The 12,294-nt window shown below is 67.2% G+C and carries 13 protein-coding genes; 2 read left to right on the forward strand and 11 right to left on the reverse strand.

Translation table 11 applies throughout. From position 1 onward, the window contains the following. Positions 1 to 139 precede the first annotated feature (139 nt). From EU800_RS01455 to hutI, 10 genes are all read right to left on the reverse strand, one after another. Positions 140 to 1,270 (reverse strand): histidinol-phosphate transaminase, encoded by a 1,131-nt coding sequence (locus EU800_RS01455; RefSeq protein WP_165354525.1) that lies wholly within the window; start codon positions 1,268 to 1,270, stop codon positions 140 to 142. Between the two features lie 62 nt (positions 1,271 to 1,332). Next, the gene (locus tag EU800_RS01460; RefSeq protein WP_129627772.1) at positions 1,333 to 2,142 is read right to left on the reverse strand and encodes an amino acid ABC transporter ATP-binding protein; all 810 of its coding nucleotides are present in this window, start codon (positions 2,140 to 2,142) and stop codon (positions 1,333 to 1,335) included. A gap of 15 nt (positions 2,143 to 2,157) precedes the next feature. Further along, the gene (locus tag EU800_RS01465) at positions 2,158 to 2,829 is read right to left on the reverse strand and encodes an amino acid ABC transporter permease (protein WP_129627775.1); all 672 of its coding nucleotides are present in this window, start codon (positions 2,827 to 2,829) and stop codon (positions 2,158 to 2,160) included. Between the two features lie 8 nt (positions 2,830 to 2,837). Beyond that, positions 2,838 to 3,491 (reverse strand): amino acid ABC transporter permease, encoded by a 654-nt coding sequence (locus EU800_RS01470; RefSeq protein WP_242500344.1) that lies wholly within the window; start codon positions 3,489 to 3,491, stop codon positions 2,838 to 2,840. Positions 3,492 to 3,562: 71 nt separating this feature from the next. Beyond that, positions 3,563 to 4,045, reverse strand: coding sequence for a transporter substrate-binding domain-containing protein (locus EU800_RS01475; RefSeq protein WP_256369748.1), 483 nt, complete (start codon positions 4,043 to 4,045; stop codon positions 3,563 to 3,565). A gap of 3 nt (positions 4,046 to 4,048) precedes the next feature. After that, a complete protein-coding gene (locus tag EU800_RS27485) occupies positions 4,049 to 4,222 on the reverse strand; it encodes a hypothetical protein (RefSeq protein ID WP_242500347.1) in 174 nt (57 codons plus the stop codon). 52 nt (positions 4,223 to 4,274) lie between these two features. Continuing rightward, positions 4,275 to 5,948: a urocanate hydratase gene (hutU, locus tag EU800_RS01480; RefSeq protein ID WP_129627778.1), complete on the reverse strand. Its 1,674-nt coding sequence runs from the start codon at positions 5,946 to 5,948 to the stop codon at positions 4,275 to 4,277. Beyond that, positions 5,945 to 6,745: an N-formylglutamate deformylase gene (hutG, locus tag EU800_RS01485; RefSeq protein WP_129627781.1), complete on the reverse strand. Its 801-nt coding sequence runs from the start codon at positions 6,743 to 6,745 to the stop codon at positions 5,945 to 5,947. Before hutG ends, hutU begins: the two co-directional genes overlap by 4 nt. After that, on the reverse strand, positions 6,742 to 8,280 hold the full coding sequence (gene hutH, locus EU800_RS01490) for a histidine ammonia-lyase (protein ID WP_129627784.1): 1,539 nt from the start codon (positions 8,278 to 8,280) through the stop codon (positions 6,742 to 6,744). The genes hutG and hutH overlap by 4 nt, the downstream gene beginning before the upstream one ends. Then, positions 8,277 to 9,479 carry an imidazolonepropionase gene (gene hutI / locus EU800_RS01495; RefSeq protein WP_129627787.1) on the reverse strand — a complete coding sequence of 401 codons (1,203 nt, stop codon included), beginning with the start codon at positions 9,477 to 9,479 and terminating at the stop codon, positions 8,277 to 8,279. The genes hutH and hutI overlap by 4 nt, the downstream gene beginning before the upstream one ends. An 85-nt stretch (positions 9,480 to 9,564) precedes the next feature. On the opposite strand from hutI, the gene EU800_RS01500 reads away from it, so the two are divergent. Continuing rightward, the gene (locus tag EU800_RS01500; protein ID WP_129627790.1) at positions 9,565 to 10,926 is read left to right on the forward strand and encodes a formimidoylglutamate deiminase; all 1,362 of its coding nucleotides are present in this window, start codon (positions 9,565 to 9,567) and stop codon (positions 10,924 to 10,926) included. A 19-nt stretch (positions 10,927 to 10,945) separates the two neighbouring features. On the opposite strand, the gene EU800_RS01505 is transcribed toward EU800_RS01500, so the two are convergent. Continuing rightward, positions 10,946 to 11,500, reverse strand: coding sequence for a HutD family protein (locus tag EU800_RS01505; protein ID WP_129627794.1), 555 nt, complete (start codon positions 11,498 to 11,500; stop codon positions 10,946 to 10,948). Between the two features lie 83 nt (positions 11,501 to 11,583). Here EU800_RS01505 and EU800_RS01510 point away from each other — a divergent pair, with 83 nt between their 5' ends. Then, entirely contained in the window at positions 11,584 to 12,279 is a 696-nt protein-coding gene (locus tag EU800_RS01510; protein WP_242500349.1) for a GntR family transcriptional regulator, read from the forward strand. Positions 12,280 to 12,294 lie beyond the last annotated feature (15 nt).

The raw sequence follows: 12,294 nt of genomic DNA on the forward strand, positions 1-12,294 counted from the left end.
GCGCGAAGCGGTCGAATGGCCTTCCGCCGGCGGCTCAACCTCTCGGGCACAAGTCATTTGATCTTCAGCGGCACGGGCGCGCTGTCAGGGCGCAACCGGATTGTGTATTTGCTCGTTCGATGCTCACGGCCACGGCCGGTTACACCGCGCCTCCGCCGGACGCCTCCAGGATCGATGCCATCGCCTCAAGAAGGCGCCGCCCCTCGGCTTCGCCGCCCACGGTTATGCGCAGCGATCCGTCCGGGACGGGCCATGGCAGGAACTGGACCGCGATCCCTTCCCGGCCAAGCGCGTCGGCCAGCGGCGCGGCCGGGCCGGCGCGCCGCACCGTCAGGAAGTTGGCGAAGCTGGGCGCTGCGGTAAATCCGAGTGCTTCGAGCCCACGACGCAGGTTTTCGCGCGCTGCCACCGTCTGCGCAACCGCCTGCCGCAGATGCGCGGTGTCGAGGAAGGCCGCGCGCGCTGCGGCAAGCGAGGGGCGCGAAACGTTGAAATTGTGCCGGATACGGGTGAATCCGAGCGCTACATCGGCGCTGCTGCAGAGCGCATAGCCGATCCGCAGCCCGGCAAGGCAATAAGCCTTGGAAAAGGTCCGGGTGACCACCCATGGCCCGGAACGCGCCCGCAGCAGCGCAAGGACATCGCTCTGCGCCTCGAGCGCGGTGAACCCGAAATAGGCCTCGTCGACCACCAGCAGGCAGGTCTTGGGCACCTCGGCAATGGCGCGGCGAAGCTCCTCCGCGCTGAGGACGTTGCCGGTCGGGTTGTTCGGCGTGCAGAGATAGAAAAGCCGCGTGCGACCGGTCATCGCCGCCAGCATCGCCGGCACGTCGTTGGCGCCGTCCGCGCGGAGCGGAACGTCGATGATCCGGGCGCCCACCATCTGCACGCCCTTGCCGCAGGTCGGAAAGGTCGGGCTCGGCATGACCGCATCGTCGCCGGCCTCGAGCGCAATCTGCGCCGATTGCACCAGCAACTCACCCGATCCGTTGCCGAGGACGATCCTGTCCCGCGCCACGCCGGTCTCCGCGGCAATCGCCGCAACGAGCGCGGTTGCGTGATGGTCGGGGTAGCGATGGCTCGCCTCCAACGCATCGCGGGCTGCGGCGAGCGCCTTCGGGGAGGGCTGCATCGGCGCCTCGTTGAGGTTCATCCGGACCAGTCGGGGATCCGGCAGATCCCCCTCTTCCGGCATCTGCGGCAGGGCCGGAAACCGGATATCCATGATCCGCGGAACGGGGATCGGGTGAAGCTCGAGCAGGTCGGACATGGGTATCTTCCGGAAAGGAATATCGGCACGCCTTGACCGGGCGCGGCCGGGGATCATTGGGCTCAGACCACGTTGCGCTCGCGGTAGGTCTGGAGGAAACTCCGCAGGCGCGGGTCGGACGGCTCGGAGCCGAAGATGTCCGCCGGCGGGCGGCAGGTCACCAGTCGGCCGCTTTCGAGGAAGCCGACCCGGTCGGCGACATGGGCGGCGAAACCCATTTCATGGGTCACCACCACCATCGTCATGCCTTCGGCGGCCATCTGCTTCATGACTGCCAGCACCTCGCCGACCAGCTCGGGATCGAGCGCCGAGGTCGGCTCATCGAAGAGCATGATGTCCGGCTCCATGGCGATCGCCCGGGCGATCGCGACGCGCTGCTGCTGACCGCCGGACAAGCCGGAGGGATAATTGTTCGCCTTGTCGCCGAGATTGACCTTGTCGAGCGCGGCCTCGGCGCGGGAATAGGCCTCGTCCCGGCCCAGACGCTGCACCTGTATCAGCGCCTCGGCGACGTTCTGCCGGGCCGTGAAATGCGGCCAGAGGTTGAATTGCTGGAAGACCATGCCGATATGCCGGCGCTGCTCGCGGAGCGCGGCGGGCCGAAGCGGCTTGCGCGGGGACGCGCTACCCTCCTGCCAGCCGATGAGGCGCCCCTCCTTGCGCACCTCGCCCGCCTGGTAGCGTTCGAGGAAGTTGAGGCAGCGCAGAAGCGTGCTCTTGCCCGAGCCGGACGGGCCGATGAGGCAGAGGACCTCGGAGCGGTTCACGTCGAGACTGATATCGTCGAGCGCCTGAAAGTCGTCGAACCACTTGGACAGTCCGCGCACGGTCATGATCGGTTCGACGGCGGATTGCGACGGGTCTGCGGTCATGCTGGAAGTCTCCTTTCAGGTCGCGGAGGCGCTGCGCCGGAGGTGGCGCATCGCGTAGGTCTCGACGCGCCGGCCAAGCTCGGCCGTCACCACGACCAGGAGCCAGTAGAACAACGAGAGCGCCAGGAACGGCTCGACAAAGGTGAAGGTCTCTGCGGCCATCGTCTGGGTCTCGTAGAGCAGTTCGGGCACCGTCACCACCGACAGGATGGCGGTCTCCTTGCTGAGGATGATGACGAAATTCGTCAGCGGCGCCGTGATCAGCACCATCATCTGGGGCAGCATGATCCGGCGCAGAATGGCAAATTCGCCGATGCCTATGGCGCGGGCCGCTTCAAGCTGGCCCTTCGGGATGGCCTCGAAGCCCGAGCGGAAGATCTCTGCGAAATAGGGGCTGCCATAGACCACGAAGCTCACGATCCCGGACTGGATCGGCGACAGGACGAGCCCGGCATAGGGCCCGCCGTAATAGAGCACGAAGAGCTGGATCATGAAGGGCGTGCCGCGGATCACCTCGATATAGGCTTGGAGGATCCAGCGCACGGGCCAGGCCGACCAGCGATAGAGGCAGGCAATGACGAAGCCGAGGAGCGCGCCGCCGAGGGACCCAACGATCCAGCACAGGAGCGAGACGCCGAATCCGCGCAGCAATGCCGGCCCGTAGCGCAGGAAGAGATCGTATTTCATGGCTCCCCCTAGTCCAGACGCAGGCGCCGCTCGGCCATGCGGCCCAGCTGCGACAAGGTGAAATTGATGACGAAGTAGACCGCGGCAGCGGCGAGATAGATCTCCAGCGGCCGATAGGTCTGGCCGGTGATGTTCTGGGCCACGCGCGTCAGCTCGCCTATGCCGACGACCGACGCAAGCGAGGAAACCTTGACCAGCAGGATGAGCTCGTTGACCAGCGACGGCAGGCCGAGGCGCAGCGCCTGCGGCACCAGAATGCGCCGCCAAAGCGCGACCGGCGGGATGCCGAGGGCTTCGGCGGCCTCGGTCTGACCGGCCGGAATGGACTGCAACGCGCCGCGCAGGATCTCGGCCACATAGGCCGCGGAACACATCCCGATCGCCAGGATCGCCGCGGCCAGCGCTGGAAGATCGAGGCCGATTTCGGGAAGCAGGTAGTAGAACAACAGGAGCTGCACCAGGAGCGGGATGCCGCGGAAGGCGCTGATATAGACAGCGGCCGCGCGACGCAGGAGCCCCTTGGCGGAAATGCGGGCCGCGCAGATGAACACGCCAAGCACGACGCTGAGCGATATCCCTGTCAGCGAGAGAACAAGCGTCCACCGCGCGCCGGCCAGAAGATACGGCATGTTGCGGAGAATGACATCAAAGGAAAAGTCCACGACAGCGGCCCTCGTCTTGGTCGTCGGTCACGCCCCCGGCACCGGAACCGGGCCGGAGGCGCGGGAGAGGGTCATTCGACGGCGGGCATCTCCGTCGGCAGCTCGGGGGCGCTTCCGAGCCACTTCTCGTTGATCGCTGCGAGGCGGCCGTCTTCGTGCATCTTGAGCAGCGTGGCGTTGACCGCTTCGATCAGGCTGGCGCTGTCTTCACCGGGCCGCGCGACCCAAGCGAAGTATTTCGGTTCGCCGAAGGGCGGCATCACCAGCGCGAAACTCTCGGGGCGTTGCACCGCCGCATAGCCCATCAGCGGCATGGAGTTTGCCACGGCCTGGATGCGACCGGCGGCCAGATCGGCCAGCGCCACGGTGGCGTTGCCCATCGGCAGGGTGAAGCTGTAGCGCTGCATCCGCTCGGCGGTGATCGTCACCGGGGCGTTGACGATGTCGAACTTCTCTGCCTCGAGCCCGGGCAGGACCGACGACCACGGCAGGTCGAGATACTCGACCTCGACCCCGAGTTCCTTGGCCACCTCGTCGAAGAGATCGCGGCAGATGCCCTAATACTGGCCGTCGACCAGCATGTCGAAGGGCGCGAAATGCATCTCGGTCGCGGCAACGATCTTGCCCTTTTCCTTGATGTCGGACAGCAGGTCGGCCGCCGCCGGGCCGCTGAACGCGACGGCGGCAAGGGCGGCGAGGCCGGCCGTGGTCGCGAGAATGGTCTTCTTCATGGTCGTTCTCCTTGTTGATGAGCCGTCTTTTGAAGTCTTCCGGTCGTGCGCCTCAGTTTCCCAGAATCGCGGGCAGCCGCAGCCCCTGTTCGCGCGCGCAGTCGAGCGCGATCTCGTAGCCCGCATCGACATGGCGCCAGACGCCGGAGGCGGGATCGTTCCACAGCACGCGCTCCAGCCGTCTCGCGGCCTCGCGCGTGCCGTCGGCGCAGATCACCACGCCGGCATGCTGGCTGAACCCCATGCCGACGCCCCCTCCATGGTGCAAGCTGACCCAGGTGGCCCCGGAGGCGGTGTTGACCAGCGCGTTGAGCAACGGCCAGTCGCTGACCGCGTCCGAGCCATCCTTCATCGCCTCGGTTTCCCGGTTGGGCGACGCGACGGAACCGCTGTCGAGGTGATCTCGACCGATCACGATCGGCGCCTTGAGCTCGCCGCTGGCCACCATCTCGTTGAAGGCCAGCCCGGCGCGGTGTCGATCGCCCAGTCCGATCCAGCAGATCCGGGCCGGCAGGCCCTGAAAGGTGATCCGCTCCCGCGCCATGTCGAGCCAGGTGTGCAGATGGGCGTTGTCGGGAAAGAGTTCCTTCATCTTCTGGTCGGTCTTGTAGATATCCTCGGGATCGCCCGAGAGCGCGACCCATCGGAACGGCCCGACCCCGCGGCAGAACAGCGGGCGGATATAGGCCGGCACGAATCCCGGAAAGGAGAACGCGGTCTCCAGCCCCTCCTCCAGCGCCATCTGGCGGATGTTGTTGCCGTAATCCAGCGTCGGCACGCCGGCATTCCAGAAATCGACCATCGCGGCGACATGGACCTTCATGCTGGCCCGCGCGGCCTTCTCAACGGATTTGGGATCGCTTTCGCGCCGGGCGCGCCACTGCGCCATCGTCCAGCCCTGCGGCAGGTAGCCGTTGATCGGGTCATGCGCCGAAGTCTGGTCGGTCACGATATCGGGACGCACGCCGCGCCGGACCAGTTCGGGAAAGACATCCGCCGCATTTCCCAGCAAGGCCACCGACCTGACCTCGCCCGCCGCGGTCCAGCGCTCGATCATCGCCAGCGCCTCGTCAAGACTGTCGGTCTCTTCGTCCACGTAGCGGGTGCGCATGCGGAACTCGATGCTGTCGGGATTGCACTCGACCGCGAGGCAGCAGGCGCCGGCCATCACAGCCGCCAGCGGCTGCGCGCCGCCCATTCCGCCAAGCCCGGCGGTGAGGATCCACTTGCCGCCGAGATCGCCGGCATAGTGCTGGCGCCCGGCCTCGGCGAATGTCTCGTAGGTGCCCTGCACGATGCCCTGGCTGCCGATATAGATCCACGAGCCTGCGGTCATCTGGCCATACATCATCAGCCCCTTGCGGTCCAACTCGTTGAAATGGTCCCAGGTCGCCCAGTGCGGCACGAGGTTGGAGTTGGCGATCAGCACGCGCGGTGCATCGGCATGGGTCCGCACCACCGCGACCGGCCGGCCGGACTGCACGACGAGCGTTTCGTCCTCCTCCAGAGTCTTCAGCGTCGCAACCATCACGTCGAAATCCCGCCAGGTCCGGGCAGCACGCCCGATCCCGCCATACACCACGAGTTCATGCGGGTTCTCGGCGACATCTGGATGCAGGTTGTTCATCAGCATGCGCAGCGGCGCTTCTGTCACCCAGCTCTTGGCGTTCAGGTCGGGCCCGGTGGGCGGAAAGATGTCGCGGGTGTTCTTGCGCGGATCGCTCATGATGTGCCTCGCAATTTTGGGGCCAGGTCGGCCAGCCGGTCCAGTATCTCGGAAAGATGCGGTCGCAGCGCAGCTGCGCGGACCGGATCGTACTCGAAGGGCGGTGCTTCTGATGCCAGATGCGTCGCCTGGGCAAGCTCCATCTGGATGGCGTGCAGACCCTCGGAAGGGCGGCCATAGTGACGCGTGGTCCAACCGCCCTTGAAACGGCCGTTCAGAACGCTGCTGTAGCCCTCCGCGGCGCTACAGACCGCCACGGCCGCCGCCTCGATCTCGCGGGCGCAGGACATGCCATTGTTGGTGCCGATGTTGAAGTCCGGCAGCCGGCCGTCGAAGAGAAAGGGGATATGGCTGCGGATCGAGTGGCAATCATAGAGGATGGCCACCCCGTGGCGTGCGCGCACCCGGTCGATCTGCGCGCTCAGCGCGGCGTGGTAGGGCCGGTGATAGGCGTCTCGGCGGCGGGCGATCTCCGCGGCATCGGGCGCGCGCTCCCAGATCGGCAGGCCGTCGAAATTCGTCGTCGGAACGAGGCCGGTTGTGTTCTGACCGGGATAGAGGCTTGCGCCGTCGGGATCTCGGTTGGCGTCGATGACATAGCGATGGAAGGTGGCGCGCACCGTCGTGGCCCCGGCCAGCAGCCCGTCATAGAGCCTGTGGATGTGCCAGTCGGTGTCTTCGAGCATAAGGCCACGGGGGTTCAGGTCGGCCGCGATCTCCGGCGGAACCTCGGTGCCGGTATGCGGCAGGCCAAGGACAACGGGGCTGTCGCCTTCGTGCACGAGAACCGGGGTCATGCGGCGAGCTCCGGCAGATCGAACCCGACCGCCGCGGCAAAGGTTCCGTCCCGGACGAACCCCGCCGCGCGTTCGAGATCGGGGGCGAGGAAACGGTCCTCGGCCAGCGTCGCCACCTCGTCGCGCAGCCGGGCCAGGACGGCGGCGAGCGGCGCGCTCGTCGTCAGCGGCGCGCGGAACTCCACGCCCTGCGCCGCGCAGAGCAGCTCGACCCCGAGGATTCGGTCGAGATTTTCGACCATCCGCATCAGCCGGCGCGCGCCATGCGCGGCCATGCTGACGTGATCCTCCTGGTTGGCGCTGGTGGGCGTGCTGTCGGTGACACAGGGATTGGCGAGATGCTTGTTCTCGCTCATCAGCGCCGCGGTGGTGACTTCGGCGATCATGAAACCGGAGCTGAGGCCGGGATTTGGTGTCAGGAAGGGCGGCAGGTTGAAGCTCAGGGCCGGATCGACCAGAAGCGCGATGCGCCGCTGCGCGATGGCGCCGATCTCGGCGATCGCCAGCGCGATCATGTCGGTGGCGAAGCCCACGGGCTCGGCATGGAAGTTCCCGCCCGAGACGATCATGTCGGCCTCGACCAGGACCAGTGGATTGTCCGTCGCCGCGTTGGCCTCGGTCTCCAGGGTTCCGGCGGCCATCCGCAAGATGTCCATCGCCGCGCCGGTCACCTGCGGCTGACAGCGGATGCAATAGGGGTCCTGCACCCGCAGATCGCCGTCGCGGTGGCTGTCGCGGATGGCGGAGCCGTCGAGCAGGGCGCGCAGGGCGTGGGCCGCGTCGATCTGGCCGCGATGGCCCCGCAGGCTGTGGATCTCGGGCTGGAACGGTGCGGTGGAGCCCATCGCAGCGTCGGTCGACAGCGCCGCCGTCACCAGCGACGCCTGCGCCGCGCGCCAGGCGCCGAAGAGCCCCGCCAGCGCGAAGGCCGTCGAGAACTGCGTGCCATTGATCAGGGCCAGCCCCTCTTTCGCGCCAAGAGCGATGGGCGCCAACCCGGCGGCCTCGAGCGCGCGTGCGCCCTGCATCACCGTGCCTCCGAACTCCGCCCGCCCCTCGCCCATCATCACCGCGGCCATATGCGCCAGCGGCGCCAGGTCGCCCGACGCGCCGACCGAGCCCTGTTCGGGGATGAGCGGCGTCACCCCGCGTGCCAGCATCTCTTCGAGGAGCGTAACGAGCTCGGGGCGCACCCCCGAGGCGCCGCGCCCGAGGCTCAGCAGCTTCAGCGCCATCACGAGCCGCGCGACGCGGCGCGGGATCGGATCGCCGACGCCGCAGCAATGGCTGAGGATCAGGTTGCGCTGAAGCGTTTCGGTATCCTTCGGCTCGATCTTGACCGAGGCGAGCTTGCCGAAGCCCGTGTTGACGCCGTAAACCGCAGCATTGCCAGCGGCGGCGGCGGCGATCCGGCGCGCCGCCTCGGCCAGTGCCCCGCGGCATTCGGGATCAAGCCGTACGGCCGCCTCCTCCCAGTAGACCACCGCAAGATCCGCAAGCCGGGTCTTGCCCGGGACAAGCGTCAACTCCCTCATAGGACACCTCCGAAAACACGCCGGTGAAGGGCATTGAACCCGATGCGATAGGCAAGCTCGGCCGGATGGGAGACGGACCAGACGGCGAGGTCCGCCCGCTGCCCCGGCGCGATCGTGCCGCGATCCCCGAGGCCGAGGGCGCGGGCGGCATGAGCGGTCACGCCGCGGAGCGCCTCTTCCGGCGTCAGGCGGAACAGCGTGCAGCCCATGTTGAGCGCCAGCAGGAGCGACGCAAGCGGCGAGGAGCCAGGGTTGCAGTCGGTGGCCAGCGCCAAAGGCACGCGATGTTGTCGGAAGAGATCGACCGGCGGGACCTGCGTCTCGCGCAGCGTGTAGAAGGCGCCGGGCAGCAGGACGGCGACAGTGCCGGCCGCTGCCATGGCGGCAACGCCGGCTTCGTCAAGATACTCAACGTGATCGGCCGAAAGCGCCTTGTAGGAAGCCGCCAAAGCCGCCCCGCCCAGATTGGAGAGCTGTTCGGCATGCAGCTTCACCGGCAGGTTCAGCGCCCGCGCGGCCTCGAAGACGCGCGCGATCTGCGCGGGCGAGAAGGCGATCCCCTCGCAGAACCCGTCGACCGCATCGACAAGCCCCGCCGCCGAAGCCGCTTCGAGCGTCGGCAGGCAGACCTCGTCCAGATAGGTGTCGGCGCGCCCGGAATAGTCCGCGGGCACGGCATGCGCGCCCAGGAAACTTGTGCGCACCGTGACCGGGCGCTCCTGCGCAATCCGGCGCGCCACGCGCAGCATGGTGAGTTCGGTGTCACGGTCGAGGCCATAGCCGGACTTGACCTCGAGCGTCGTGACGCCTTCGGCGATCAGCGCATCCGCGCGCGTCAGTGCATCCTTCAGCAGCTCTGCCTCGGCGGCGGCGCGCGTGGCCGTCACGGTGGACATGATGCCACCACCCGCCCGCGCAATCTCTTCGTAGCTGGCGCCTTCGAGCCGCAACTCGAATTCGCGGGCACGGTCGCCGCCGAACACGAGATGGGTGTGGCAGTCGATCAGCCCAGGCGTCACAAGCCGTCCGCCGAATCCGGTTTCACTGGCGTCGTCATGAGCTGCGGGAAGGTCGGCCCGCCGTCCGACCCAGGCAATCCTGTCGCCCTCGATCGCGACCGCCGCATCCTCGATCAGCCCATAGGGAGAGGGGCCGTCGCAGGTCGCTACAGCGACATCGACAATGAGCGATTTGGACATGCGCGCGCCCCCCGGCGAATTTCCCTGTCTATTTGTATGTAAGTTAATTATTATGTCTAGTGTTAATACGGGAGGCCGGACCGGAATGGCGATATTTGCGAAAACTGCCCTACTCCCGGAGGGTTGGGCACAAGACGTGCGGATCGAAATCGCTGACGGACGGATCGGCACGCTGCGAATCGACACGCAACCGGCGCCCGACGACGCCCGTGTCGACAGGCTCCTGCCGGCGCTCTCCAACCTGCACAGCCACACGTTCCAGCGCGCCATGGCCGGGATGACGGAGTATCGCGCGCATTCCCGCGACAGCTTCTGGAGCTGGCGCGAGCTGATGTATCGCTTCGTCGACCGCCTGACGCCGGACCAGGTCGAGGCCATCGCCGCGCAGGCCTTCGTCGAGATGCAGGAGGCGGGCTTTGCCGCGGTGGGCGAGTTCCACTATGTCCACCATCAGCCGCACGGAACGCCCTATGACGACATGGCGGAGCTTTCGCTGCGGATCTTTTCCGCGGCGGCAGAAACCGGGATCGGGCTGACGCATCTCCCCGTGCTCTACTCCTATGGCGGGGTGAGCAAGGCGGCGCTGTCCGGTGGCCAGCTCCGCTTCGGCACCACTCCCGAGCATTACCTGCGGTTGGTCGAGAAAGCGCGGCCGGGCCTGACCGCCCTGCCCGAGGATGCGCGTCTCGGGATCGCGCCACACTCGCTCCGCGCCACCTGCCCCGAAGACCTGGCGCGTGTCCTGCAGGCGCATGGCGGCGGACCGGTCCACATCCATGTTGCCGAACAGCTCAGGGAAGTGACGGAGGTCGAGGGCTGGCTCGGTGCGCGCCCCGTGGAATGGCTGCTGGATCATGCCGATGTCGGGCCGGACTGGTGCCTGGTCCATGCCACCCACATGACCGACCGGGAAACCCGCGCGGTGGCCGAAAGCGGCGCGGTGGCGGGGCTCTGCCCGATCACCGAGGCCAATCTCGGCGATGGTCCCTTCAACGGGCCGGCATATCTCGAAGCGGGCGGCGTCTTCGGCGTCGGATCGGATTCGAACGTGCAGATCTCGCTGACCGGGGAACTGCGAATGCTGGAATACTCGCAACGCCTGCGCGACATGGCGCGCAATGTGCTGGTCCGGGACGGGAAATCGGTCGGGGAAACGCTCTATACCGGCGCGGCCCGCGGCGGGGCGCAGGCGCTCGGACGTGACGCTGGAGAGATTCGCGTGGGCGCTCTGGCCGACCTCGTGGCGATAGATGGCACCGCGGCGACACTCTGTGGTTTGACGGACCGGTCCCTGATCGACGGGTTTGTCTTTGCCGCTTCTGATACCGTGGTCACCGATCTCTGGAGCGCGGGACGGCACCGGGTGCGCGGCGGTCGCCACGTGGCGCGCGAAGCGATCGAGGCGCGGTTCCGGCATGCCATGACAAAGCTTACGGCCGACCTGTGATGCCGTGCCATTTGACAGGTCAGGACGAGACGGAGGCCAACGCGATGCGCAGGACCGAACCGCCAGCGCCGAGGGACATATCGACCGGCTCCGCGTCGACCAGCGCCGTGTCTCCCTTCAAAAGAGCCGCCTGCCCGACCGCCACCGTCCCGGTCAGACAGATCACAGCAAGCCTCGTACCATCGCGCGGCGCGAGCCGGACGGTCTGCGGGCCGCGAAGCGGTGTCACCTCTTCGGAGACGCGGTGCGGATCGGAGATCAGGTTGATGACGCTCGCCGGTCCGGCTGGCAACACGGATCGCACGGTCAAGCCGCCGTCGAATCTGACCGGCACCCCGCGCGCCGCGATCAACCTGCGATCGGGCGCCTCGAGCCAGATCGGCCCGCCCTCGATCACGGTGAGCACCCGTGCGAAGCCCGAGAAATCCGAGAACGGCCCCTCTGCGACCAGATCGGCCATGCTGAGCCGCCAGAGAAGCGCGTCGCCCTCCTGCGCAACCATGATCTCGCGGGTCACGCCGCCGCCATTGCGCCACGCTGCCTCCGTGAGACCCGCCCGTCTGATAATGCGCATGGGGTCCGGTTTTGCCCTGGCAGAGTTTCCGCGCTACATCACGTCGAAAGCGCGCACATAAAAACAATATGAGCGGATAAAACGTGCACCTCAAGAAGACCTACCGCGATGTGAAGGAGGAGATCCTGCGGCGCATCCGCGACGACATCTGGCCGCCGGGTATGCTGCTGCCCGGCGAGATCGAGATCGCCGCCGAAATGGGCTGCGCCCGGGCCACCGTCAACCGGGCCATGCGCGAGCTCGCCGAGGAGGGCGTGATCGACCGGCGCCGCAAGGCGGGCACGCGGGTCAACATCGCGCCGAAAAGGCAGGTCAAGTTCCAGATCCCGATCGTCCGCGTCGACATCGAGGCCACCGGCGCCGAATACCGCTACGCGCTCGCCTCGCGGGAGAGGGTGGACGCCCCCGACTGGCTGCGCGCGCGCCTCGCCCTCGCGCCCGGCACGCGGATGCTCCATCTCGAATGCATGCACTATGCCGACGGCCAGCCTTACCAGTTCGAGGACCGCTGGATCAGCCTCGCCACCGTTCCGTCTGCGGCCGATGTGGACTGGTCGGTCGAGAATCCCAACGAATGGCTGTTGAAGACATTGCCCTTCACCGATGCGGAGATCCGGTTCTCAGCCACGGCGGCCGACGAGAAACTCGGGCGGTTCCTCCTTGTCAGCGCCGGGGCGCCGGTGTTTACCGCAGAACGCACCACCTGGCTTGCAGAAAAGCCGGTGACACTGGCGCGGCTGTTCTTCGGCGCGGGCTATCAGATGGTTGCCCGTTACTGAGCCGATCCGCGCAAC

The sequence above is a fragment of the Tropicimonas sp. IMCC6043 genome, assembly GCF_004146235.1.
GTDB lineage: Bacteria > Pseudomonadota > Alphaproteobacteria > Rhodobacterales > Rhodobacteraceae > Tropicimonas.

What these genes read in the sequence shown, in the direction of transcription:
- EU800_RS01455 (WP_165354525.1), bottom strand. Translation starts at nt 1,270, where the DNA reads ATGTCCGACCTGCTCGAGCTTCACCCGATCCCCGTTCCGCGGATCATG.
- EU800_RS01460 (WP_129627772.1), bottom strand. Translation starts at nt 2,142, where the DNA reads ATGACCGCAGACCCGTCGCAATCCGCCGTCGAACCGATCATGACCGTG.
- EU800_RS01465 (WP_129627775.1), bottom strand. Translation starts at nt 2,829, where the DNA reads ATGAAATACGATCTCTTCCTGCGCTACGGGCCGGCATTGCTGCGCGGA.
- EU800_RS27485 (WP_242500347.1), bottom strand. Translation starts at nt 4,222, where the DNA reads ATGAAGAAGACCATTCTCGCGACCACGGCCGGCCTCGCCGCCCTTGCC.
- hutU (WP_129627778.1), bottom strand. Translation starts at nt 5,948, where the DNA reads ATGAGCGATCCGCGCAAGAACACCCGCGACATCTTTCCGCCCACCGGG.
- hutG (WP_129627781.1), bottom strand. Translation starts at nt 6,745, where the DNA reads ATGACCCCGGTTCTCGTGCACGAAGGCGACAGCCCCGTTGTCCTTGGC.
- hutH (WP_129627784.1), bottom strand. Translation starts at nt 8,280, where the DNA reads ATGAGGGAGTTGACGCTTGTCCCGGGCAAGACCCGGCTTGCGGATCTT.
- hutI (WP_129627787.1), bottom strand. Translation starts at nt 9,479, where the DNA reads ATGTCCAAATCGCTCATTGTCGATGTCGCTGTAGCGACCTGCGACGGC.
- EU800_RS01500 (WP_129627790.1), top strand. Translation starts at nt 9,565, where the DNA reads ATGGCGATATTTGCGAAAACTGCCCTACTCCCGGAGGGTTGGGCACAA.
- EU800_RS01505 (WP_129627794.1), bottom strand. Translation starts at nt 11,500, where the DNA reads ATGCGCATTATCAGACGGGCGGGTCTCACGGAGGCAGCGTGGCGCAAT.